The organism is Streptomyces formicae, from assembly GCF_002556545.1.
Lineage (GTDB): Bacteria > Actinomycetota > Actinomycetes > Streptomycetales > Streptomycetaceae > Streptomyces > Streptomyces formicae_A.
Genome location: NZ_CP022685.1, coordinates 4,089,186 through 4,115,420, shown reverse-complemented (window position 1 = coordinate 4,115,420; position 26,235 = coordinate 4,089,186). Strand labels below are relative to the sequence as shown.

Annotated in this window: 8 protein-coding genes (1 of these 8 cut by a window edge); 7 read left to right on the top strand and 1 reads right to left on the bottom strand. The window is 70.8% G+C overall.

Translation table 11 applies throughout. The features are described from left to right. The first annotated feature begins 1 nt into the window (after position 1). Genes KY5_RS17435 through sbnA form a run of 4 tightly spaced genes read left to right on the top strand, consistent with a single transcriptional unit; the run spans position 2 to position 5,674 of the window. Complete coding sequence (locus tag KY5_RS17435) at positions 2 to 2,599, top strand: non-ribosomal peptide synthetase (protein WP_234362761.1); 2,598 nt, start codon at positions 2 to 4, stop codon at positions 2,597 to 2,599. Between the two features lie 4 nt (positions 2,600 to 2,603). Then, positions 2,604 to 3,593: a TauD/TfdA family dioxygenase gene (locus tag KY5_RS17430; protein ID WP_098243123.1), complete on the top strand. Its 990-nt coding sequence runs from the start codon at positions 2,604 to 2,606 to the stop codon at positions 3,591 to 3,593. Positions 3,594 to 3,622: 29 nt separating this feature from the next. After that, positions 3,623 to 4,660, top strand: a complete 1,038-nt coding sequence (gene sbnB / locus KY5_RS17425; protein WP_098243122.1) for a 2,3-diaminopropionate biosynthesis protein SbnB — start codon at positions 3,623 to 3,625, stop codon at positions 4,658 to 4,660. 15 nt (positions 4,661 to 4,675) lie between these two features. After that, positions 4,676 to 5,674: a 2,3-diaminopropionate biosynthesis protein SbnA gene (sbnA, locus tag KY5_RS17420; protein ID WP_098243121.1), complete on the top strand. Its 999-nt coding sequence runs from the start codon at positions 4,676 to 4,678 to the stop codon at positions 5,672 to 5,674. Here the strand turns inward: sbnA and KY5_RS17415 are convergent. After that, positions 5,656 to 6,021, bottom strand: coding sequence for a hypothetical protein (locus KY5_RS17415; protein ID WP_159072541.1), 366 nt, complete (start codon positions 6,019 to 6,021; stop codon positions 5,656 to 5,658). The genes sbnA and KY5_RS17415 overlap by 19 nt on opposite strands. Positions 6,022 to 6,367: 346 nt before the next feature. On the opposite strand from KY5_RS17415, the gene KY5_RS17410 reads away from it, so the two are divergent. From KY5_RS17410 to KY5_RS17400, 3 genes are all read left to right on the top strand, one after another. Then, the gene (locus tag KY5_RS17410) at positions 6,368 to 6,583 is read left to right on the top strand and encodes an MbtH family protein (protein ID WP_199843120.1); all 216 of its coding nucleotides are present in this window, start codon (positions 6,368 to 6,370) and stop codon (positions 6,581 to 6,583) included. A gap of 191 nt (positions 6,584 to 6,774) precedes the next feature. Beyond that, positions 6,775 to 22,800, top strand: a complete 16,026-nt coding sequence (locus KY5_RS42530) for a non-ribosomal peptide synthetase (RefSeq protein ID WP_159072540.1) — start codon at positions 6,775 to 6,777, stop codon at positions 22,798 to 22,800. Beyond that, positions 22,800 to 26,235 carry the beginning of a non-ribosomal peptide synthetase gene (locus KY5_RS17400; protein ID WP_234362760.1) on the top strand. Its footprint extends 19,721 nt past the window's final position, so 3,436 of the gene's 23,157 nt are visible here — the first part of the coding sequence; it begins with the start codon at positions 22,800 to 22,802; its stop codon lies beyond the right edge, outside the window. The genes KY5_RS42530 and KY5_RS17400 overlap by 1 nt, the downstream gene beginning before the upstream one ends.

Sequence of the window (26,235 nt, the reverse complement as noted above, 5' to 3'; positions counted from 1 at the left end):
TGTGGAGACTGCGCCATCGGCGTTTTGGCAGCGCGTGCTCACAGGCGGCGGTTTCACGCCGCTGCCCCGGTGGCCGGAGTGCTCGGCGGAGCCCGTCGGCGTCGTCGGCCACCCCGTGCGGCACGACTCCCCCGGCGCGACGGCCGCATGGCAGGCGGCGGTGCCCGAGCGCACGGCGCGGGCGCTGCGGAGCCTGCGCGAGAGGTCAGGGGTGTCCCTGGACACCGCGGTCCTCGCCGCATACGTCAAGATCCTTGCCCAGGTCACCGCCGACCCGGTGGTGACGTTCGGCTGCCTTCTTCCCCCGGCCTTCGGCGCGGAAGATCCCGTGCCCTGCCGGATGTCGGTCGGCCACGGCACCTGGGCCCGGCTCCTCGACGACATGGACCGGAACCAGGCCGACGTCGTACGCCATCTGGACGCCCTTCCGACGGAGCGCGGGACCGGCGGGGCAGGCCCGCTCCACGACGCCCTCTTCGTCACCGGCCGGGCTCCCCGGGCGGCGGATCTCGCGGCGGACACCGTACTCGCCGTCGGCCTGGACCAGGACGGCGACGAGCCGACGCTCGTGCTCCGCCACCGACCGAAGGCCGTGGGCCCCGACCAGGCGGGCCGCTTCGCCGGGTACCTGCTCGCCGCCCTGGACGCGCTGAGCGCAGAGCCCGACGCGGACCACTACTCGTGGAACCCCCTCACTGCCGCCGAAGTGACCCACCAGATACGGGCCTTGGCCGGGCCGGACAGGGAACTGCCCGACCGGCGTGTCCACGAACTCATCGAGGAGCAGGTGAGGCTGCGCCCCGACGAGGTCGCGGCGGTCCACAACGGCACGTCGTGGACGTACCGGCAGCTCGACCAGCGCGCCAACCGCGTCGCCCACGCCCTGATCGGCGCGGGGCTCCGCGCCGAGGACGTGGTCGCGGTGGTCACCGAGCGCGACCTGGAGTGGCTCTCGGCCGTGCTCGCCGTCTTCAAGGCGGGCGGTGTCTATCTCCCGGTGGAGCCGCAGTTCCCCGCCGATCGCGTCGCGGACATGCTGGAGCGCAGCGAGTGCCGCCATGTGCTCACACGCCGGGGCGTCTCCCGAGGCCTCGACGAGGCGGCGGCCAGGATGCCCGACGTGCACGTCGACGACCTCGACCGCCTCGCCGACCCGGCCGCGGGCCCGGACACTGCCCCCAAGGTGCCGGTGGCGGCGGGCCAGAGCGCGTACATCTACTTCACCTCCGGCTCGACCGGCACGCCCAAGGGCGCCGTGTGCGAGCACGCGGGCTTCCTCAACCACGTTCTCGCCAAGATCGACGACCTCGGCATCGCGGCGGGCGGGACGGTGGCACAGACAGCGCCCCAGTGCTTCGACATCTCCCTGTGGCAGCTCGTGGCCGCGCTCACGGTCGGCGGGTGCACCGTCATCGTCGACCAGGCGGCTGTCGAGGACGTCGCGCGCCTCGTCGACACCCTCGCGACGGAGCACGTCGAGGTCCTGCAGATCGTGCCCTCCTATCTGGAGACAATGCTCACCGAACTGGACCGCACACCGCGCCCGTTGCCGCGGCTGCGCTGTGTGTCGGCGACCGGCGAGGCGCTCAAGAAGGAGCTGGCCGAGCGCTGGTTCGCGACCTTCCCCGATGTGGCGCTGGTCAACGCGTACGGACTCACCGAGACCTCGGACGACACGAACCACGAGGTGATGCGGAGCGTCCCGGACGCCGCGTCGGTACCCCTTGGTCGGCCCGTCGCCAACGTACGCGTGTACGTCGTCGACGAGTCGCTGCGGCCCGTCCCGCTCGGTTCACCGGGGGAGATCGCGTTCTCCGGCGTGTGCGTGGGCCGCGGGTACGTCAACGATGAGGAGCGGACCCGCGCCGCTTTCGTCCCCGACCCGCACGTCCCCGGAGCGCGCCTGTACCGCTCGGGCGACATCGGGCGCTGGCTGCCCGGCGGGCGCCTTGAGTTCCTCGGGCGCCGCGACGCGCAGGTGAAGATACGGGGCTTCCGCATCGAGATCGGTGAGATCGAGAACCGGCTGCTGCAGGTGCCCGGCGTGCGCGACAGCGCCGTCGTCGTGGTCGGCACCGACGGTGCCAAGCAGCTCGCGGCCTTCTGGACCGGCTCGGCGGAGCTGTCCGCGACCACGCTCTCGGCGGCTCTCGGCGAGACGCTGCCCGCCTACATGGTGCCGTCCCACTTCCACCGCCTGCCCGAGCTGCCGCTCACCGGCAACGGCAAGACCGACCGCAAGGCGCTGACCCGGATCGCCGCCGAAATGGGTGCGGGCCACGGCGAGTCGGGCGCCGACAACCCAGCGGGCGAGGTGCCGAGCACGGGGGCCGAGCGGCGGCTCGCGGCGCTGTGGGCCGAGGTGCTCAAGGTGCCTGCCGAGCGGATCGGACGCGACTCGGACTTCTTCGGCCTCGGCGGCACCTCACTCACCCTTGTCCGCCTGGCCATCGCGCTCGACCGCACCGTCTCCCCGCGGGAACTGCAGGAGACCCCGCGGCTCGCGGACCTCGCGGCGCTCCTGGACGGCCGCGGCACCGAGGCCGGGGCACACGATGCCGCACCGGCGGCGCCCGACAGCACGAGGACGGTCGACTGACCCCATGACAGACACCACTTCGCCCTCCGAGGCGCTCCCCGACGGCTCCCGCCTCATCCTCGACAAGGGCCGTACGCCGCTGCTCGTGCCGCCCGGCCAGGACGTGCCCGCCAAGGACGTACGGGAAGCACTCACCCGGCACGGCGCGGTACTCGTCCGCGGCCTCGGCCTCACCGGCGACGCAGGCCTTGCCGCCGTGGCGCAGGCGCTCGACGTGACACCGATGCGCGAACGCGAGAGCTTCGCGCCCCGCAAGGACCGGGGACACGGCGTGTACTCGGCCTCGCTGTGGCCGGTCGACGAGCCGATGTGCATGCACCACGAGCTGAGTTACGCCGCCGAGGTCCCCGGTATCGCCCTCTTCGGCTGCCTGCGGGCACCCCGGCGTGGCGGCGCCACCGGAGTGGCCGACGCGCGGGCCGTCCTCGAAGCCCTGCCCGCGCAACTCGTCGAGGGTTTCGAGCGGGACGGCTGGCTGCTGGCCCGGCACTACGGAGACGTCGGCCTGGGCTGGGCGGAGGCGTTCGGCACCCGCGACGCCGACGAGGTATCGGCGTACTGCCGGGAGCACGCCGTCGGCCACCGGTGGCTGCCGGACGGCTCGCTGCGCACCGTGCAGCGCAGGTCGGCCGTCGTCCGGCACCCCGCGTCCGGGGAGCGCCTCTGGTTCAACCAGATCGCGTTCCTCAACGAACTGACGATGGACCCGGCGGTCAGGGAGTATCTGCTCTCCCTCTACGGCCCGGACGCGCTGCCCTTCACCACCCGCTACGGCGACGGCAGGGCCATCCCGGAGTCCGTGATCCAGACCGTCAACGACGTCTACACGGCGGCCACTTCGAGCGAGCCGTGGCAGGCGGGCGACGTGCTCGTCGTGGACAACCTGCGCATGGCGCACAGCCGCGAGGCGTACGAAGGAGAACGTGACGTCGTCGCGCTCTTCGGCGACCCGACGCGGCTGCCGGGACACGCGTGGCCCGCGACGACCGACTGACACTCCAGGAACCCCCAGGGAGCCTTTCCATGCCCGAGCAGTACGCGGCACCTTCGTTCTCCGTGATCTCCGGAGCCCAGGTGCAGCACGTCCTCGACGGCCGGCACCGGGAGGTGGTCGACCTCATCGAGGCCGCCTACCGGTGGCACGGCGAAGGACAGACCGTCAACCCGCCCTCGTACTTCCTGCGGTTCCCTGACCGTCCGTCGTCCCGCATCATCGCCCTGCCCGCGTCGGTCGGCGGCGATGCCCCCACCGACGGCCTGAAGTGGATCTCCAGCTTTCCGCCGAACGTCGAGCGGGGCATACCCAGGGCATCCGCGGTCCTCATCCTCAACGACCACGACACCGGCTATCCGCTGGCGTGCCTGGAGAGCTCCATCATCAGTGCCGCGCGCACCGCGGCATCCGCCGCGCTCGCCGCGGACCGGATCGCGGCGGCCCGCGGCGGCCGTCCCGCCCGGATCGGCTTCTTCGGCGTCGGCCTGATCGCCCGCTACGTCCACGCCTATCTGGCGGGCACGGGCTGGTCGTTCGACGAGATCGGCGTGCACGACCTCTCCGCGGAGCACGCCGCCGGGTTCGAGGGCTACCTGCGCCGCGCCGGCGAGCCCGGACCGATCACGGTGCACGACGACGCGGAGTCGTTGATCCGCTCCTCGGACCTGGTGGTGTTCGCGACGGTGGCAGGGACGCCCCACGTCACCGAGCCCGCCTGGTTCGCGCACAACCCGCTGGTGCTCCACCTGTCGCTGCGCGACCTGGCCCCGGAGGTGGTGCTCGCGGCCACCAACGTCGTCGACGACATCGACCACTGCCTCAAGGCCGACACCTCCCCGCACCTGGCCGAACAGCAGGTCGGGCACCGGGAGTTCATCGACGGCACGCTCCACGACGTACTGACCGGAAAACTGCGTCTGAGCACCGAACGGCCCGTCGTGTTCTCGCCGTTCGGCCTCGGGGTGCTCGACCTGGTGCTTGGCAGGCACATCTACGACACCGTCGACGCGGCCGGTGAACTGCACGTCGTCGACGGCTTCTTCCACGAGATGCGACGCTACGGCTGAGGCGGGGAGGCCCACGTGCCGGTCATCTCGGCACCCCACGAGTTCAACCAGGACGACTTGTACGTCGATCTCGGCGCCGTGCTCGACATGCCCCTGTTCCTCAAGTGCGAGGGCTTCAACTTCACCGGATCCGTCAAGCAGAAGGCCGCCGTGGAGATGGTGGAGGCCGCCGAGCGGGACGGTCTGATCGAGGCGGACTCCGTCCTGGTGGAGTCCTCGTCGGGAAACCTCGGCATCGCGCTGAGCGTCATCGCGGCCGCCAAGGGCTACCGCTTCGTCTGCGTCACCGATTCCCGCTGCAACCTGGCGGCCAAGCGCCTCATGTCGGTACTCGGCGCCACGGTGCACACCGTCACCGAGCCCGACGCCGACGGCGGCTTCCTCGCCGCGCGCATCAATCACGTACGCGGCCTGTGCGCCGCTGACGACCGGTACGTGTGGCTTAACCAGTATGCGAACGAGGCCAATTGGCGGGCGCACTACCGGCACACGGCGCCGGCCGTCGACCGGTCCTTCCCGGACCTCGACGTGCTGTTCGTCGGGGCGGGCACCACGGGCACGCTCATGGGGTGCGCGCGCTGGTACCGGGAACACCGCCCGAACGTACGCATCGTGGCCGTGGACAGCGTGGGCTCCGTGGCGTTCGGGCACCCGCCGGGCCCGCGCATGATTCCGGGGCTCGGCTCCGGCGTCCGGCCGTCGCTGCTAGACGAGGAGTTCGTCGACGAGGTGATTCACGTGCCGGAGCGGGAGACGGTACGGATGTGCCATCGCCTGGCCGGAAGCGGATTCGTCTTCGGTGGGTCCACCGGAACGGTGGTGAGCGGCGCCGGGCAGTGGCTCGACGCGACGCCCCGGCGGACCGGACTCACCTGCGTGGCGATCTCGCCGGACATGGGCGAGCGCTATCTCGACACCGTCTACCAGGCGAACTGGGTGGAGGGGGTCTACGGCCGCGAGGCGCTCGGCCCGCCGCGGCCGGATCCGACGGGACGTCAGATCAACCGGATCTGACCTCGCTCGATCTCGCCGAGGGCGGCCGAGTAGCAGTACGAGGCGCGGCCCGTGGAGAGCAGCGGCGCGTCACGCACCCCCGCGACGTAGGAGGAGTGGCAGGCCGCGAGGACCTCCGGCCCCTCGATGTGCCGGTCCACGGACCTGGCGTACAGCTTGCCCGCCGACGCCGCGTCCTGCGGGGTCAGTTCCAGCAGTTCGACGCCGCGGCCGAGCAGGTTCTGCACCGCCGTGCCGACGCCGGACTGATGGGATTTCGTACAGTATTCGTCCCAACAAGTGCGCATGGCACAGGAAACCGCGAAGGTGACCGCGGGTATCACGAGGCGGAATTCTCCGGAGGACATGGCCGCCTTAACGCAGTTGGCGGCCGATGAGTGGCCGACCGCGATCTCGTACAGGGCAAAGGAATCGGGTACTGCGCACCCATCTGATGTTCCCAGAAGGTCTTGCAGCTTCACTGATGCTCCCCTCGGTCTCAGGGCAGTTGCGTGATGGAGGGTAAAGGATAGCTTCCGGAGGCGGTGCGATGACCAGCGAAGGCGAGAGGGGGATCCGGGAATCACCGGGCGATAAGGAAGTGATGAAAGCCCGTGATGGGATGGGTTCAACGGGCTTGTGAGCACTGCCGAGCCAGGTGCGGGGCTGCCTTCCCCGCACCGCAGGACCCATTATCGAAATCGAGGTTGTGGTGTGACGAACCCCTTTGAGAACGCCGAGGGAAAGTTCCTTGTCCTCATGAACGACGAGGAGCAGTACTCGCTGTGGCCCAGCTTCATCGAGGTGCCCGAAGGATGGCGGACCGTACTTGAAGAGACGGACCGGCAGACCTGTGTCGACTTCATCGAGAAGACCTGGTCCGATATGCGGCCCAAATCCCTCAGGGACGCAATGGACGCGCACGCCTGAGGAAGGCATGTCGAGCCATGGCGGGTCACCCATGGGGTGACGCCCGCCCTGGCTCGATTCCCTTTCTTCCAGCCTCCGGATTCTTCGCCTCCCGTTCTTCCCCGCCTTCCGTTCCTCCCGTTCCCCTTTCCGTCGTTCACAACTCATGGGGCAGGTAGCAGGTGTCTGACGCTCAAGCCGCTCGTCGACCGTTGTCCGCTGCGCAGCACGGTGTCTGGTTCGCCCACCAGCAAGGGCTCACCGACCTCGACTTCAGCCTCGCGCAATGCATCGACATCCGCGGTGCGGTCGACGCGGACCTCTTCAGGGCCGCCGTCACCACGGCCCTGAACGAGGCCGAGGCCCTGCGCGTCCGGTTCACGGAGGACACCGACGGCGTGTGGCAGACGCCCGTGCCCGTCCCGCACGACGCCCTGACGCTCCATGACGTCTCCGCGGAGCCCGACCCGGCCGGGACCGCCCTGCGCTGGATGCGCGAGGACCGCGCCCGCCCCGTCGACCTCCTCGCGGAACGGCTGTACGACATATCCCTGTTCCGCTTGTCGCACGACCGCCACCTCTGGTATACGCGTGCCCACCACGCCGTCATCGACGGCTACGGCGCCAACCTGTTCACCCGCCGCGTCGCGGAGAACTACACCGCGCTCGCGGAAGGCCGCCCGTGCGGCGAGTCGACCTTCGGGACCCTCGGTGATCTCCTCGCGGAGGACGAGGAGTACCGCTCGTCACCGGAGCTCGCCGATGACCGGGCGTACTGGGAGGCCCAACTCGCCGACCGCCCCGAGCGGTTCAGCCTCTCGCGGCGCACCGCCACCTCGCGCGGCTCGTCGCTGCGCGCCACCACCCGCCTTGCCACCGCGCTCAACGACGACCTCGTCGCCGCAGCCCGCGCCGCCCGCACCCACTGGTCCGTGGTCCTCACGGCCGCCGTCGCGCTCTACGCGCACCGCATGACAGGCGCCGCCCGTGTCACGATCGGCTTCCCCGTCACCGCACGCGTCACCCTCACCGCCCGGCGCACCCCCGGCATGACGGCGAACGTCGTGCCGCTGCGGCTCACCGTGTCCGCGGACGACGACTTCAGGCAGATCGTCGGGCGCACCACCCAGGCCGTCAAGGAGGCGCTGAGCCACCAGCGGTTCCGCCAGGAAGACCTCCAGCGGCACTTCGCCCCGTCCCCCGACGCCTCCGGCTCCTTCGGCCCGATGGTCAACATCATGGGCCTGGAGGACGGCCTCACCTTTGGCGAGCACCACGGCAAGGTGCTCAACCTCGGCAACGGGCCCCTCGACGACCTGGCCTTCGACGTCTACGGGACGGCACGCGGCGAACAGCTCGTCATCCACCTCGACGGCAACGAGACCCTCTACACCGACGACGAACTCACCTGGCACCTAGACCGGTTCGAGCACACCCTGGCTGCGGCCCTTGCCGATCCTGGCCGCGCCGTCGGCGACCTGGACGTGCTGCCGGCCCAGGAACGACAGCTGCTCCTCGGCGCATGGAACACCACGGCCGCCCAGGAGCCGTACGTGGCGCTGCCGGAGCGGATCGAGGAGCAGGCGCGGCGTACCCCGCACGCCCCCGCGGTGATCGCGGAGGAGCGCGTCCTCTCGTACGCGGAACTGAACGCCCGCGCCAACCGGGTCGCCCGGCTCCTCATCGAGCACGGCGCGGGTCCGGAGCGTACCGTCGCCGTGACAGGGGTCCGGTCCGCCGAGTGGCCCGTGGCCGTGCTCGCGGTGGCGAAGGCGGGCGCGGCGTGCCTGCTCCTGGAACCGGACGCCGACGCGGACTTTGGCGACCTGGCGGGGGTGCACCCCGTGTGCGTGCTCACCCCGGCCCCCGCGCACAGCGCGGTGGTGCGGGCCCTGCCCCGTGTCGGCCTGGGGGAGCCCGGCACTGAGGAGGCCCTGGCCGACAGATCGGACGCCGACATCACCGACGAGGACCGCACGGCGCCGCTGCTGCCGTCCCACCCCGCGCACGTGAGCCACCTGACGGGCCTGATCACCACGTACGCGGCCCTCGCGAACCAGGCCTCCTGGATGCGAGATCGCCACCCGCAGAGCCCCGGCGACCGCGTCCTGCTCGGAACCGCGTCGCTGTGGGAGTGCCACTGGGCGCTGGGCGACGGGGCGGCACTCGTCGTGCCCGCCGACGAAGCGGCCGTGCGCGATGCGGCCCCGCGCGGAGCGGGCCTTGCCGCCGCCGAACTTGCCGCCGACCTCGCCTCGGACATCACCACCCGGCGGATCTCGGCACTGCGCACCACTCCGACGGTGCTCGCGTCCCTCCTCGCCCACATCGACGAGCCGGGCGACGAGCGGGGCGCGGCGTCATACGCTTCCCTGCACACCGTGGTCTGCGACGGCGAGCCCCTGTCGGCCCACCTCGCCGCTCGGTTCCGTGACGCGCTGAGCGGTGCGGCCCTGTGCACGGCGTACCTGCCGACGGAAGGGGCCGTGCACGCCACGGCAGGGGACGGCGAGACGGCGGCGGAGCCCGGCGGCCCCTCGATCGGCAGGCCCGTGGGCAACACCCGGGCGTACGTCCTCGACGCCTCGCTCCGCCCGGCGCCCGTCGGCGCGACCGGGGAACTGTACGTGGCGGGAGTGCAGTTGGCGCGTGGCTACGCGGGTCGCCCCGGGGCGACCGCCGAGCGCCTCGTCGCCGACCCGTACGGTGCACCGGGGGAGCGGATGTACCGCACCGGTGACCTCGCACGGTGGCGCGCGGACGGCACCCTCGAACTTGTCGCCGGTGCCACGGATCTCGGTGCCGTCGAGGCCGTCGTGGCCACGCACCCCCACGTCGCCCAGGCAGTGGCCGTCGTCCGTGCAGGCGCGGATGGGACCACCACAACGACCGCATACGTTGTGCCGGCGGCCGGAGCCGCAGCCGATCCGGAGGCGATCCGGCGCCACGCGGCCGAACGGCTTTCCGAGGCGCAGGCGCCGACGGCCGTCATCGTGATCGGCACGTTCCCCGTCACCGCCGGACACACCCTGGACCGCTCGGCGCTGCCCCTGCCGACCTCGGCATCCGCGCCGGCACGGCGCACCGCGCGCACCCCGCGCGAGGAGGCGCTCTGCCGCGCGTTCGCAGAGGTCCTCGGTGTCGACACGCCTGGCATCGACGACAGTTTCTTCGACCTCGGTGGCCAGTCCCTGACGTCGATCCGGCTGCTGAGCCGGGTCCGTACGGAACTCGGCGTGGAATTGCCGATCCGCGTGCTGTTCGAGGCCCCCACCGTGGCCCGCCTTGCGCGGCGCATCGACGAGGCCGAACAGGCCACCCGTGTCGGCCTGGTACCGGCTGAGCGCCCCGAACGGCTCCCGCTCTCCTTCGCGCAGCGCAGGCTGTGGTTCCTCAACCGCCTCGAAGGGCCGGCGTCGACCGCGTACAACATGCCGTTCGCCGTGCGGCTCACCGGCGCCCTGGACCGGGATGCGCTGTCGGCGGCCCTGCGGGATGTCGTCGCCCGGCACGAGAGCCTTCGCACCGTCTTCCCAGAAGGGCCGGACGGCACACCCCACCAGAAGATCCTGGACGCCGACGAGATACCCGCCGACCTCCTGGCCACTGCCTCTGCGAGCGCCGACGAGTTGGCGGAGGTGCTGGCCCAGACCGCCGAGGAGAACTTCGACCTCGCCAACGAACTCCCGTTGCGGTCCTGCTTGTTCACCCTCGCTGCGACAGAGCACGTCCTGCTTCTGGTGCTGCACCACATTGCCGGTGACGGCTGGTCGATGGTCCCGCTGGCGCGGGACCTGGTCGCGGCGTACGAGGTGCGCGTCGCGGGTGAGTCACCGGACTGGAAGCCCTTGCCGGTGCAGTACGCGGACTACACCCTGTGGCAGCACCGCACCCTCGGCGGCGAGAGCGACCCGCACAGCCAGATCTCGCGCCAACTGTCCTACTGGGCAACGGCATTGGAAGGCATTCCGGAAAACCTCGACCTCCCCACGGACCGGCCCCGCCCGGCGGTGGCCTCCCACCGGGGCGAGAGCGTGCCGGTCGAGATCCGCCCCGAGACGCACAAGGCCCTGGCCGCCCTGGCGCAGGAGAACGACGCCAGCCTCTTCATGGTGATGCAGGCGGCGTTCGTGGCGTTGTTGTCGCGGATGGGTGCGGGCACGGACATTCCAATCGGTACGCCGATTGCGGGTCGTACGGATGAGGCGTTGGACGATCTGGTCGGCTTCTTCGTGAACACCCTCGTGCTGCGCACCGACCTGTCTGGTGATCCGACGTTCCGTGAGCTGGTGGAGCGGGTGCGTGAGACGGATCTGGCGGCGTACGCGCATCAGGATGTGCCCTTCGAGCACCTGGTGGAGTCCCTCAATCCGGCCCGCTCGATGGCATCCCACCCGCTGTTCCAGGTGATGCTCGCCTTCCAGAACAACGCCGCGCCCCACTTCGAACTCCCCGGCCTAACGACGGACATCGACCAACTCGGTACCCAGACAGCCAAGTTCGACCTGCTCCTCAACATCACCGAGGAGCACGACGGTGCGGGTGAGCCCGCCGGGCTGACGGGAGTTCTGGAGTTCGCCGTCGACCTGTTCGACCGCGCGACCGCCGAGAACCTCATGGAGCGGTTTGGTCGTGTGTTGGCGGGGGTGGTGGCTGATGCCGACCGGCGGGTCGGCGAGTTGGAGGTGCTGTCGTCCGCGGAGCGGCGTGAGCTGTTGGTGGGCCGTAATGCGACGGGTGTTGAGGTTCCGTGGGTGTCGTTGCCGGAGGGGTTTGAGGCGCAGGTGGCGCGGTCGCCTGAGGCGACCGCTGTGGTGTTTGAGGGTGTGGAGCTGAGTTATGCGGAGGTGAATGCGCGGGCGAATCGTTTGGCGCGGTTGTTGGTGGAGCGGGGTGCTGGGCCTGAGCGTGTGGTGGCGTTGATGTTGCCGCGTTCGGAGTGGTTGCCGGTGGCGTTGTTGGCGGTGGTGAAGTCGGGTGCGGCGTATGTGCCGGTGGATCCGGAGTATCCGGCGGATCGGATCGCGTACATGTTCCAGGACGCCGATCCGGTGTGTGTGCTGGGCTCGGAGCAGACGCTGGGCCGGTTGCCCGAGGAGCTGTCCGGTCGTGGCGTGGAGGTCACGGGCGAGGCGCTAGCCGGGTATGCGGATGGTGATCTGTCGGTGGTGGAGCGGGGCTGCGTCCTGCTGCCCGATCACCCTGTGTACGTGATGTATACGTCGGGGTCGACGGGCCGGCCGAAGGGTGTGGTGTTCCCCGCCGGGGCGATGGTGAATCTGTTGGCCTGGCACGCTCAGGTGCTGTCGGGTGGTGTGGGTCGGCGGACGGGTCAGTTCGCGGCGTTGGGTTTTGATGCGGCGGCGCATGAGATGTTCTCGGCGTTGTGGTCGGGCAAGACGTTGGTGGTGCCGCGGGATGAGACGCGGCGGGGTGCCGCGGAGCTGGTGCGCTGGTTTGCCGGGCGGGGGGTGGGGGAGTTGTTCGCCCCGATGCCGATGGTTGAGGCGGTCGCGGAGGCGGCGGCCGAACTGGGGCTGGAATTGCCCGAGTTGAGGGACATCGCCCAGGCGGGCGAGGCCTTGAGTGTGCATGGTGCGGTGCGGGAGTTCTTCGGTGCGGTGCCGGGGCGGCGGTTGCACAATTACTACGGGCCGACTGAGACACATGTGGTGACGGCACTGTCCCTGACAGGAGACCCCTCGGCGTGGCCGGTGCTGCCGTCGATCGGGCGTCCGGTGGCCAACAGCCGCGTCTATGTCCTGGACGGAGCGCTGCGCCCGGTCCCGGTCGGTGTGGCCGGTGAGCTCTACCTGGCGGGTGCGCAGTTGGCGCGGGGCTATCTCAACCGTCCCGGGCTGACGGCGGAGCGGTTTGTGCCGGATCCGTTCGCGGGTCCGGGTGAGCGGATGTATCGCTCGGGGGATCTGGCGCGTTGGTGTGCGGATGGCACGGTGGAGTTCCTGGGCCGGGCCGACTTCCAGGTCAAGATCCGTGGTTTCCGTGTGGAGCTCGGTGAGGTCGAGGCGGCTATCGCGACCCACCCTGATGTCGCGCAGGTCGCGGTGGTGGCCCGTGAGGACCAGCCCGGCGACAAGAGGCTCGTCGCGTACGTAGTGCCTCGCGATGGCGAAGAGGCAGACGGAACCGAGATACGGAGCTACCTGAGCGGTCGTCTGCCGGAGTTCATGGTCCCGGCCGCGGTCGTGGTCCTGGAGGCGCTGCCGTTGACGGCGAACGGAAAGCTGGACCGGCGTGCCCTGCCCGCCCCCGACTACGCCGCAGCCTCGGCTTTCCGTGCGCCCCGCACCGAGCGCGAGCACGCGCTCTGCGAGATCTTCGCCGAGGTACTGGGAGTGGAGCGGGTCGGTATCGACGACAGCTTCTTCGACCTGGGCGGGCACTCCCTGCTCGCCACCCGTCTGATCAGCCGCATCCGCACCCGCCTCGGCGTCGAGCTGCCCCTGCGCGCTCTGTTCGAGGGGCCCAGTGTCGTCCAGCTCGGTGAGCGGATCGCGGCCGACGGCACGGCCGCGCGTGCGGCGCTGGCCCCCGCCGATCGCCCCGCCGAGGTGCCGCTGTCGTTCGCCCAGCGGCGCCTCTGGTTCCTCAACCGCTTCGAGGGGTCGGCCACTTCGACGTACAACCTGCCCATCACGCTGCGGCTGACCGGCACCTTGGACCAGGACGCGCTCGCCGCAGCCCTGGGGGATGTCGTCGCCCGGCACGAGAGCCTGCGCACGGTCTTCCCCGAAGGCCCCGACGGCACCCCCTACCAGCGCATCCTCGACACCGACCAGGCCACCGTGGCACTGGGCGCAGTCCGGACAACTCCGGAAGAACTGCCAGCGCGCGTGGCCGAGGCCGCGAGCTGCGGGTTCGCGCTGACCGACGAACTGCCCGTACGTGCCTGGCTCTTCACGCTCGACGACACCACGCACGTCCTGGTGGTGGTGCTGCACCACATCGCTGGTGACGGCTGGTCGATGGCGCCGCTGGCGCGGGACGTGGCGCAGGCGTACGAGGCACGCGTCGACGGTCGCGCCCCGAAGTGGCAGCCGCCGGCGGTGCAGTACGCGGACTACGCGATCTGGCAGCGGGAGCTGCTCGGTGACGAGAACGACCCCGACAGCCTTCTGAGCCGCCAACTCGCCTACTGGACCGCACAACTGGCCGACCTGCCGGAGCAGTTGGCGCTCCCGACGGACCGCCAGCGCCCCGCCGTAGCCTCCTACCGTGGTGACAGCCTGACCTTCGCGCTGGACGCGGAGCTGCACAAGGGCCTCGCCGAGCTGGCCCGTGCGTCGGGCGCCAGCGTGTTCATGGTGGTGCGGGCGGCGTTCGCGGCGCTGCTCTCGCGGATGGGCGCGGGGACGGACATCCCGATCGGCTCACCGATGGCCGGGCGTACCGATGAGGCGCTCGACGACCTCGTCGGGTTCTTCGTGAACACCCTGGTGCTGCGCACCGATCTGTCCGGCGACCCCACCTTCCGTGAGCTGGTCGAGCGGGTCCGCGAGACGGACCTGGCGGCACACGCACACCAGGACGTCCCCTTCGAGCACCTCGTGGAGGTCCTCAACCCGGCCCGGTCGATGGCGTCGCACCCGCTGTTCCAGGTGATGCTGGCCTTCCAGAACGTCGAGCAGCCGCGGCTGCGGCTCCCCGGCCTCACCGTCGCCGCCGAATCGGGGGCCGCTCCGGCCGCCCGCTTCGACCTGTGCGTCTACCTCGACGAGCTGCACACGGACACCGGTGCCGAAGGGGGCCTCGCCGGCGTCCTGGAATTCGCCACCGACCTGTACGACCGGAGCACGGCCGAGGAACTGGTGGCCCGCTTCGAGCGCGTCCTGCGCGGCGTGGTCCGCGACCCGGACCGGCCCGTCACGGCCCTCGACGTGCTCTCCCCGGAGGAGCGGCGGCGGATCGTCGAGGAGTGGAACGCCACCGACACCCCGGTGCGCCAGGCCCCTCTGCCGGTCCTGTTCGAGGAGCAGGTGGCACGCACCCCGCACGCGACGGCCGTGGTCCACGGGGGCGTGGAACTCACCTACGCGGAACTCGACGCCCGCGCCAACCGGATCGCGCGGCTGCTCGTCGAGCGGGGCGCGGGTCCTGAGCGGCTCGTCGCACTCGCCCTGCCCCGCTCCATTGACCAGGTCGTGGCGGTGTACGCCACCGTGAAGGCAGGGGCCGCCTACCTTCCGGTCGACCCCGAGTACCCGGCCGACCGGATCGCGTACATGCTCGACGACGCCCGACCGGTGTGCGTCCTCACCTCGGCCGACACCGTGGACCTGCTTCCGGGCACGCTGCCCGCCGTCGTCCTCGACGCTCCTGGCTTCGAGGCGTCGCTCGCCCGCTACCCGGACACCTGCCTGGGTGACGCCGACAGGACCGCGCCGCTGAGCCTGTCCCATCCCGCGTATGTGATCTACACCTCCGGGTCCACCGGCCGACCCAAGGGCGTGCTGATCCCGCACGACGCCATCGTCAACCGGCTCGCGTGGATGCAGGCCAAGCACCCGCAGGGAGCCGGAGACCGCATCCTGCAGAAGACACCGACCGGCTTCGACGTCTCCGTATGGGAGTTCTTCTGGGCGCTTCAGGTCGGAGCGACCCTCGTGGTCGCCGACCCGGGCGGGCACCGGGACCCCGCCTATCTCGTCGAGGTCATCCGCGCCCAGCGGGTCACGACGCTGCAGTTCGTGCCGTCGATGCTCGCCGTGTTCCTCGCGGAGCCGACCGCCTCCACGTGTACGACGCTGCACACGGTGATCCTCGGTGGCGAGGCCACATCCCTGGAGCTCGCCGAGAAGTTCCGCGACACCCTGGACTCGGGGCTCTTCAATCTGTACGGGCCCACGGAGGCGTCCATCGACGTCACCCGATGGGTGGTCCGCCACGAGCCCGGCGCCCCGAGCGTGCCGATCGGCGCCCCCGTGTGGAACACCCGCGCCTACGTCCTGGACGACCGGCTGCGCCCCGTCCCGGCCGGTGTGCCCGGCGAACTCTACGTATCGGGAGTGCAGTTGGCCCGCGGCTACGTGGGCAGGCCCGACCTCACCGCGGACCGGTTCGTGGCGAACCCGTACGGCCCCGCGGGGCAGCGCATGTACCGCACCGGGGACCTGGTGCGGTGGCGGTCCGACGGGAACATCGAGTTCCTCGGCCGTACCGACTTCCAGGTGAAGATCCGCGGATTCCGTGTGGAGCTTGGCGAGGTCGAATCGGCTGTCGCCGCACACCCGGCCGTCGGACAGGCCGTGGTCACGGTCCTCTCCGGTGACGGCCGCGACACCCGCCTCGTCGCCTACGTCGTGCCGGCAGCCGGCTCCACCGTCGAGCCGGGAGAGCTGCGGCAGTTCGTGGGCGCCCGCCTGCCGGAGTTCATGGTGCCCGCCGCCGTCGTCGTCCTGGCCGCGCTGCCCGTGACGGTGAACGGCAAGCTCGACCGCAAGGCACTGCCCGTGCCCGACTTCTCCGCCCCGGCCCGCGGCAGGGCGCCGCGCACCGCGCACGAGGAAGTGCTGTGCGGGCTGTTCGCCGAGGTGCTCGACCTGGAACGGGTCGGCCCCGAGGACAGCTTCTTCAACCTGGGCGGCCACTCGCTGCTCGCCACCCGCCTGGTGAGCCGCGTCCGTACGGTGCTCGGCGTGGAGCTGCCGCTGCGCGCCCTGTTCGAGGCGCCGAGCGTGGCCCAGCTGGCCCAGCGCGTCGCCGACGCCGACGGCGCACGCGCGGTGCTGGCGCCGATGGACCGCCCGGCCGATGTGCCCCTGTCCTTCGCCCAGCGGCGCCTGTGGTTCCTCAACCGCCTCGAAGGCGCGACGGCCGCCACGTACAACATGCCCATCGCGCTCCGCCTGACGGGCGCCCTGGACCGCGATGCGCTCGCCGCAGCCCTGGGGGACGTGGTCGCCCGGCACGAGAGCCTGCGCACGGTCTTCCCCGAGGGCCCCGACGGCACCCCCCGGCAGCGGATCATCGACACCGCCGCCGCCCGCGTGGAGCTGCCGCTGACCCGCGTCACCGAGGCCGCCCTGTCCGCCGCCCTGGCCCGGGAGACGGCCCGCGGATTCGATGTGACCTGCGAACTCCCGTTGCGGGCCGTGCTGTTCACGCTGAACGACAACACGCACGTACTGTTCGTGGTGCTGCACCACATCGCGGGCGACGGCTGGTCGATGGCACCGCTGGCGCGGGACGTGGCGGCTGCGTACGAGGCGCGGGCCGACGGTCACGCTCCCGAGTGGGAGCCGCTGCCGGTGCAGTACGCGGACTACGCTCTGTGGCAGCGGGAGCTGCTCGGCGAAGGATCCGACGCGGAAAGCCTGCTCGGACGGCAGGTCGCCTACTGGAGCCGCCAACTGGCAGGCCTGCCCGAACAGTTGGAGATCCCCACCGACCGGCCCCGCCCTGCCGTGTCCACCCACCGGGGCGGACACGTGGGGATCCACCTCGATGCACGGCTCCACCAGGACCTCACCGACCTGGCGCGCGAGACGGGCGCCAGCGTGTTCATGGTGGTGCGGGCGGCGCTCGCGGCGCTCCTCTCCCGGCTCGGCGCAGGGACGGACATCCCGATCGGCTCACCGGTGGCGGGCCGCACGGACGAGGCGCTGGACGACCTGGTCGGGTTCTTCGTCAATACGCTGGTGCTGCGCACCGACCTGTCCGGCACCCCCACCTTCCGTGAACTGGTCGAGCGGGTCAGGGAATCGGACCTGCGGGCCTTCGCGCACCAGGACGTGCCGTTCGAGCACCTCGTGGACGTACTGAACCCCGCACGTTCCATGTCGCGGCACCCGCTGTTCCAGGTGATGCTGGCCTTCCAGAACACGAGCCCGCCCCGCCTCGAACTCCCCGGCCTCGCCCTCACCGGCGAGCCGGCGGAGCTGGCAGCGGTCAAGTTCGACCTGTCCGTCAACCTCGACGAGGCCTTCGACGCGGACCGGAAGCCCGACGGCATCACCGGTGAACTCACCTACGCGGCCGATCTGTTCGACCGGAGCACCGCCGAGGGCATGGCGCGCCGGTTCGAGCGCCTGCTGCGGGAGTTCGTCGCGGATCCGGAGCGCCCGGTGGTCGCGGCGGAGCTGCTGTCGCCGCGGGAGCGGCGTCTCGTCCTGGACGAGTGGGCGCCGGGAGCGGACGGTGGACCGTCGGCCGGCACCACGGCGCTCGACCTGTTCGCGGAGCAGGTGGGGCGGACGCCTGACGCGGTGGCCGTGGAGTGCGGCGACACCACGCTGTCGTACGCGGAACTGAACGCGTGGGCCGCGGACTTGGCGCGGCTCCTGGCGGCGCAGGGTGCCGCTGCCGAGCGCGCGGTGGCGGTGGCCCTGCCCCGCTCGGTGGAGTTCGTGGTGGCGATGGTGGCCGTGTGGAAGGCGGGAGCCGTCTTCCTGCCCGTCGACGAGGAGTACCCGGCGGAACGGGTGGCTCTGATGTGCCGGGACATGCGGCCCGTGTGCGCCGTGACGACCGCACGGACCACGGCGGCCTTGCCGGGCGACCTGCCGCGGGTCCTCGTGGACGGCCGGGCGGACGAGAGGGTGGATGACAAGGCGGTCGGTACGGGCACCGCCGGTGCCGCACCGCTGCCGGAGCACGCGGCATACGTCGTGTACACCTCCGGCTCGACGGGGCTCCCGAAGGGCGTGGTCGTCGAACACCGGTCGCTGGCCAGGTACTTGACGTGGGCTCAGGCAGCCCACCCGGAAGCGTCGGATGTGGTGGCCTGGCAGTCGCCGGTCACCTTCGACATGACGATGGCATCCGTGCTGCTTCCCCTGGTGTCGGGTGGCCGCGCCCGCGTGGTCGACCTCCTGCGGATGCCCGAGACCCCGGGTGCCGAACGGGAACGGCACTCCCCGTCGTTCATGAAGGCGACACCGAGCCACGTCCCTCTGCTGCTGACCCTGCCGGAACAGGTCTCGCCGACCGGTGAACTGGTCCTTGGCGGCGAGGCCCTGGCGGGCGCCGATGTCGCGGAGTGGCGGCGACGCCACCCGAGGGCGGTCGTCGTCAACGCCTACGGGCCTACCGAGACGACCGTGAACGTCACCGAACACCGGGTGGAGCCGGGCGAGGCGCTGCCTTCGGGCGGAGTGTCCGTCGGCCGCCCGCGGGGCGAGAACCGCGTGTACGTCCTGGACGGCGGCCTGCGCCCGGTGCCGGTGGGCGTGGTCGGCGAACTCCACGTGGCGGGCGTGCAGGTGGCCCGCGGGTACGCGGGGCGGGCCGGCGTGACGGCGGAGCGGTTCGTGGCCTGCCCGTTCGGGGCCGGCGGCGAGCGGATGTACCGCACGGGCGACCTCGTGAAGTGGCGGGCGGACGGCACCCTCGACTATGTGGGGCGCGCCGACGCCCAGATCCAGTTGCGCGGCTTCCGCATCGAACCCGGCGAGATCGAAGCCTCGCTCACGGAAGACCCGGGCATCGACCGCGCCACGGTCCTCCTGCGCGAGGACCAGCCCGGAGACAAGCGCCTCGTCGCCTACGTCGTCCCGGCGGCCGGTGCGACACTGGAGACGGACACGATCCTGAAGTCCCTCAGCGGACGGCTCCCGCAGCACATGGTCCCGGCCGCGATCGTGACCCTCGCCGAACTCCCGCTGACCGCGCACGGAAAGCTCGACACGCGGGCCCTGCCCGCCCCCGAACTCAACGGCTCCCAAGGCTCCCCGGGCTCCCAGGGCGGAACGAGCCGGGCCCCCCGGGACGGGCGCGAGGAAGTCCTGTGCGCGGTCTTCGCCGAGATCCTCGGCGTCACCACGATCGGCATCGACGACAACTTCTTCGACCTGGGCGGGCACTCGCTGCTCGCCACCCGCCTGGTGAGCCGCGCCCGCACGGTGCTCGGCGTCGAACTGCCCCTGCGCGCCCTGTTCGAGGCACCGACGGTGGCCCGGCTCGCGGAGTGGCTGGCACAGGCCGGCGACGCGCGTGCGCCGCTGGCGCCGATGGACCGCCCGGCCGAGGTGCCGCTGTCCTTCGCCCAGCGCAGGATGTGGTTCCTCAACCGCTTCGAAGGCGCCACGGCCGCCACGTACAACATGCCTGTCGCCCTGCGGCTCACCGGAACCCTGGACCGGGTGGCGCTGCGGTCCGCGCTGCGGGACATCGTCGTCCGGCACGAGTCGCTGCGCACCGTCTTCCCCGAGGGCGCGGACGGCGTGCCGTTCCAGGAGATCAGGGAGGTCCACGAGACCGCCGACGGAGAGGGAACCTGGCCGGCCCTCGACGTGACCCCGGCGACGGAGGAGGAACTCCCGGACCTGGTGGTCGAGCAGGCCGAGCGCGGCTTCGACCTGACGGTCGACATGCCGCTGCGCGCCAGGCTCTTCGCGCTGGTCGAGGACGTGCACGTGCTGGTGGTGGTGCTGCACCACATCGCCGGTGACGGCTGGTCGATGGTCCCGCTGGCGCGGGACGTGGCGCAGGCGTACGAGGCACGGGTCAGTGGTGGCGCCCCGGTGTGGGAGCCGCTGCCGGTGCAGTACGCAGACTACGCGCTGTGGCAGCGGGACCTCCTCGGCGACGAAGCCGACCCCGAAAGCCTGCTGAGCCGCCAGCTCGCCTACTGGAAGCAGCAACTGGCCGCCTTGCCCGACCAGTTGGAGCTGCCGACGGATCGTCCGCGCCCGGCGGTGGCGTCCTTCCGCGGCGAGCAAGTGGCCTTCGAGGTGGACGCGGAGGTCCACGCGGGCCTGGCCGAACTCGCCCGTACGTCGGGTGCGAGTGTGTTCATGGTGGTGCGGGCGGCGTTCGCGGCGTTGTTGTCGCGGATGGGTGCGGGTACGGACGTTCCGATCGGTACGCCGGTCGCGGGTCGTACGGATGAGGCGTTGGACGATCTGGTCGGGTTCTTCGTGAACACGCTGGTGCTCCGTACCGATCTGTCGGGTGATCCGACGTTCCGTGAGCTGGTGGAGCGGGTGCGTGAGACGGATCTGGCGGCGTATGCGCATCAGGATGTGCCGTTCGAGCACTTGGTGGAGGTGCTGAACCCCGAGCGGTCGATGTCGCGGCACCCGCTGTTCCAGGTGATGCTCGCCTTCCAGAACAACGAACAGGCCGAACTCCGCCTTCCGCAGCTCACGCTCACCGGAGAGCTGGCGGAAACCGCGTCGTCCAAGTTCGACCTGCTCCTGCGGATCACCGAAAGGGAAGCCAACGCCGGAGGCATGGACTGCCTCCTGGAGTTCTCCGTTGATTTGTTTGATCGGGGGACGGTTGTGGGGTTGGTGGAGCGGTTTGGTCGTGTGTTGGCGGGGGTGGTGGCTGATGCGGACCGGCGTGTGGGTGAGTTGGAGGTGTTGTCGGCGGTAGAGCGGCGTGAGCTGCTGGTGGGCCGTAATGCGACGGGTGTTGAGGTTCCGTGGGTGTCGTTGCCGGAGGGGTTTGAGGCGCAGGCGGCACGCACGCCGCAGATGACCGCTGTGGTGTTTGAGGGGGTGGAGCTGAGTTATGCGGAGGTGAATGCGCGGGCGAATCGTTTGGCGCGGTTGTTGGTGGAGCGGGGTGCTGGTCCTGAGCGTGTGGTGGCGTTGATGTTGCCGCGTTCGGAGTGGTTGCCGGTGGCGTTGTTGGCGGTGGTGAAGTCGGGTGCGGCGTATGTTCCGGTGGATCCGGAGTATCCGGCGGATCGGATCGCGTACATGTTCCAGGATGCCGATCCGGTGTGTGTGCTGGGCTCGGAGCAGACGCTGGGCCGGTTGCCCGAGGAGCTGTCCGGTCGTGGCGTGGAGGTCACGGGCGAGGCGCTAGCCGGGTATGCGGATGGTGATCTGTCGGTGGTGGAGCGGGGCTGCGTCCTGCTGCCCGATCACCCTGTGTACGTGATGTACACCTCGGGGTCGACGGGCCGGCCGAAGGGTGTGGTGTTCCCCGCCGGGGCGATGGTGAATCTGTTGGCCTGGCACGCTCAGGTGCTGTCGGGTGGTGTGGGTCGGCGGACGGGTCAGTTCGCGGCGTTGGGTTTTGATGCGGCGGCGCATGAGATGTTCTCGGCGTTGTGGTCGGGCAAGACGTTGGTGGTGCCGCGGGATGAGACGCGGCGGGGTGCCGCGGAGCTGGTGCGCTGGTTTGCCGGGCGGGGGGTGGGGGAGTTGTTCGCCCCGATGCCGATGGTTGAGGCGGTCGCGGAGGCGGCGGCCGAACTGGGGCTGGAATTGCCCGAGTTGAGGGACATCGCCCAGGCGGGCGAGGCCTTGAGTGTGCATGGTGCGGTGCGGGAGTTCTTCGGTGCGGTGCCGGGGCGGCGGTTGCACAACTACTACGGGCCGACCGAGACGCATGTGGTGACGGCGCTGTCGCTGGAGGGGGATCCGGCGGGCTGGCCGGTGTTGCCGTCGATCGGGCGTCCGGTGGCCAACAGCCGCGTCTATGTCCTGGATGCCTCGCTGCGGCCGGTCCCGGTCGGTGTGGCCGGTGAGCTGTATTTGGCGGGTGCGCAGTTGGCGCGGGGCTATCTCAACCGTCCCGGCCTGACGGCGGAGCGGTTTGTGCCGGATCCGTTCGCGGGGCCGGGTGAGCGGATGTATCGCTCGGGGGATCTGGCGCGGTGGTGTGCGGATGGCACGGTGGAGTTCCTGGGCCGGGCGGACTTCCAGGTCAAGATCCGTGGTTTCCGTGTGGAGCTCGGTGAGGTCGAGGCGGCCATCGCCACCCACCCTGATGTCGCGCAGGTCGCGGTGGTGGCCCGTGAGGACCAGCCCGGCGACAAGAGGCTCGTCGCGTACGTCATCCCGTCGAGCACCGACTCCACCGAGCAGGCCCGCGACCCGGAGCTGGTGAACAGGGAGCTGCGCCGGTACGTGGGCGAGCGTCTGCCGGAGTTCATGGTCCCGGCCGCGGTCGTGGTCCTGGACGCGCTGCCGTTGACGGCGAACGGAAAGCTGGACCGGCGTGCCCTGCCCGCCCCCGACTACGCCGCGGCTTCGGCCTTCCGCGCCCCGCGCTCGGAACGCGAACGAGCCCTGTGCGAGATCTTCGCCGAGGTACTGGGAGTGGAGCGGGTCGGTATCGACGACAGCTTCTTCGACCTGGGCGGGCACTCCCTGCTCGCCACCCGCCTGATCAGCCGCATCCGCACCCGCCTCGGCGTCGAGCTGCCCCTGCGCGCCCTCTTCGAAGCACCGAACGCAGCCACGTTGACCGAACAGCTGGGAACCGCGCAGAAGTCGCAGCGGCCCGCACTGCGGCGCATGCCGCGCCCCAAGGAGAACTGATGATCCCTCTGTCCTTTTCCCAGCGTCGGCTCTGGTTCCTCAACCGCCTGGAGGGCACCGCGGCCGCCACGTACAACCTGCCCATCACGCTGCGCCTGACCGGCACCCTGGACCGGGACGCGCTCGCCGCGGCGCTGCGGGACGTGGTGGAGCGCCACGAGAGCCTGCGCACGGTCTTCCCCGAGGGCCCCGACGGCACTCCGTACCAGCGCATCCTCGACACCGACCAGGCGTGGGCCGGCATGAAGTCGGTGTCGACGGGCGAGGGTGAGCTCGACGCCGCCGCCTGGGCCTTCCGGAGCCAAGGCTTCGACGTCACGGTCGACGCCCCCATGAGGGCACGCCTGTTCGTGCTCAGCGAGGACGTGCACGTGCTGGTGGTGGTGCTGCACCACATCGCCGGTGACGGCTGGTCGATGGCGCCGCTGGCGCGGGACGTGGCGCAGGCGTACGAGGCACGGGTCGGCGGTGGCGCCCCGGTGTGGGAGCCGCTGCCGGTGCAGTACGCCGACTACGCGCTGTGGCAGCGGGAGCTCCTCGGCGACGAGAGCGACCCCGAAAGCCTGGTGAGCCGTCAAGTCACGTACTGGAAGGGCGTCTTGGACGGTCTGCCGGAGCAGCTGGAGCTGCCCGTGGACCGCATCCGGCCCGCCGTCGCCACGTACCGGGGCGACAACGTCGAGTTCACGGTGGATGCCGCCGTGCACCGCGGTCTCGCCGCCCTGGCGGGGGAGTCGGGCGCCAGTGTGTTCATGGTGGTGCAGGCGGCGTTCGCCACGTTGCTGTCGCGGCTCGGCGCGGGCGCGGACATCCCGATCGGCACGCCGGTGGCCGGGCGCACGGACGAGGCGCTGGACGACCTCGTCGGCTTCTTCATCAACACGCTCGTACTGCGGACGGACATATCCGGCGATCCGACGTTCCGTCAACTGGTCGACCGAGTGCGTGAAGTGGACCTCGGTGCCTTCAGCAACCAGGACGTCCCGTTCGAGCACTTGGTCGAGGTGATCAACCCGACCCGGTCCATGTCGCGCCACCCGCTCTTCCAGGTGGCACTGGCGTTCCAGAACCAGAGCAGGCCCGAACTGCAGCTGCCCGGCGTCGCACTGAGCGTCGAGTCGAACGACAGTGATGCGGCGAAGTTCGATCTGTCGTTGGGGCTTTCGGAGCGGTTCGACGGTGAGGGTGTGCCGGCTGGTTTGGAGGGTGGTTTCGAGTTCGCGACGGATCTGTTCGACCGGGTGACGGTCGAGGAGATCGCGGAGCGGTTCGGGCGGCTGCTGTCCGCTGCGGTGGCCGACCCCGACCGGCCGGTCGGCGAGCTGGAGGTTCTGTCTGCTCAGGAGCGCGAGGATCTGCTGGTCGGTTGGCAGGGCTCCAAGGTGGACGTCCCTTGCGTGTCGTTGCCGGTGGCGTTCGAGGGGCAGGTGGCGCGGACGCCTGAGGCGACGGCGGTGCTGTTCGAGGATGTTCGGCTGACCTATGCGGAGTTGAATGCGCGGGCGAATCGTCTGGCCCGGTATCTGGTCCGGCAGGGTGTGGGTCCGGAGGCGCGGGTTGGGTTGGTGTTGCCGCGTTCGCCGGGGTTGTTGGTGGCGATGTTGGCGGTGCTGAAGGCGGGTGCGGCGTATGTGCCGGTGGATCCGAAGTATCCGGCGGAGCGCATCGCGTACATGCTCGACGACGCCCGGCCCGCGGTCGTGCTGACGAGCAAGGCGGTTCACCACGTCGTACCGAAGGGGCTGCACGCACAGCCCCTTGAGGACGTCGCGAATCTTGCAGCGGGTGAGCCGGGCACGGATCTGGTGGATGGGGACAGGTGTGTCCCGCTGCGGCCCGATCACCCGGCGTATGTGATCTATACGTCGGGTTCGTCGGGGCGGCCGAAGGGTGTGGTGGTCGGTCATGCGGGTGTGGTGAATCTGGCGAGGGATCACATCGCGCGTCTGGGGATCGATGGTGGGAGTCGGCTGTTGCAGTTTGCTTCGCCGAGTTTTGATGCGGCGGTGGCGGACATGTGGCCGGCGTGGCTGGCCGGTGCGGCGCTGGTGTTGGGGTCGGCGGAGCGGTTGACGCCTGGTTCTCAACTCTCCGAGCTGATGGCGGAGTGCGGGGTGTCGCATGCGACGTTGCCGCCGGCGACGTTGCCGGTGCTGGCCGAGGCGGGGGGTCTGCCGGAGGGTATGACGCTGGTGGTGGCCGGTGAGGCGTGTTCGGCGGAGGTGGCCCGCACCTGGTCGCGTGCCCGCCGGATGGTCAACATTTATGGTCCGACCGAGGCGACGGTCGCCTCGACGTCGAGTGAGCCGCTGTCGCCGGAGATGGCAGGGGTGCCGCCGATCGGGCGGCCGGTGTGGAACACCCGGGCCCATGTCCTTGATGAGCGGTTGCGTCCGGTGACGGTGGGCACCCCCGGCGAGCTCTACCTGGCGGGGGCCCAGTTGGCGCGGGGCTACCTCAACCGCCCCGCCCTGACAGCCGAGCGCTTCGTCGCCGACCCCTTCGGAGCCCCGGGGGAGCGGATGTACCGGACCGGGGATGTGGTGCGTCGCCGCCGGGACGGTCAGCTGGAGTATGTCGGGCGTGCGGACGAGCAGGTCAAGGTCCGCGGCTTCCGTATCGAGCTGGGTGAGATAGAGGCGGCGCTTCTGTCGCACCCGGATGTGGCGCAGGCCACGGCGATGGTCCGCGAGGACCGGCCCGGCGACAAGCGCTTGGTCGCCTATGTCGTGCCGTCGACGCCCGGTGATTCCGTGGACACGGGTCAGGTGCGTCAGTACGTCGGTGAGCTGCTGCCGGAGTTCATGGTCCCGGCCGCGGTCGTCACCCTCGCCGAGCTGCCGCTGACCGCGCACCGCAAGGTCGACCGGCGTGCCCTGCCCGCCCCCGACTATGCGGCGGTCGTGGCCTTCCGCGCTCCGCGCACGGAACGTGAACGAGCCCTGTGCGCGATCTTCGCCGAGGTGCTCGGCGCGGAGCGCGTCGGTATCGACGACGGCTTCTTCGAGCTCGGCGGCCACTCCCTGCTGGCCACCCGAGTGATCAGCCGCATCCGCACCGTCCTGAACGTGGAACTGCCCCTCCGCGCCCTCTTCGAAGGCCCCACCGTCGAGCAGCTGGCGCGCCGCGTCGAGGACGCCGCGGCCGCCCGCACGGCGCTGACGCCTCGGCCGCGCCCCGCGGAGATCCCCCTGTCACCCGCCCAGCGCGGGCTCTGGCTCCTCAGCCGGATTCAAGGTCCTGCGGCGGCCACGTACAACGTGCCCATCGCGCTGCGCCTCGTCGGCGAACTGAACAGGGAAGTGCTCGGACTCGCGCTCCAGGACGTGGTGGAGCGGCACGAAAGCCTGCGGACGCTGCTTCTGGAGGGTGCCGAAGGCACCCCCTACCAGAAGGTCCTCGCTCCCGAAGAGGTCAGCCTGCCGCTGCCCGTCG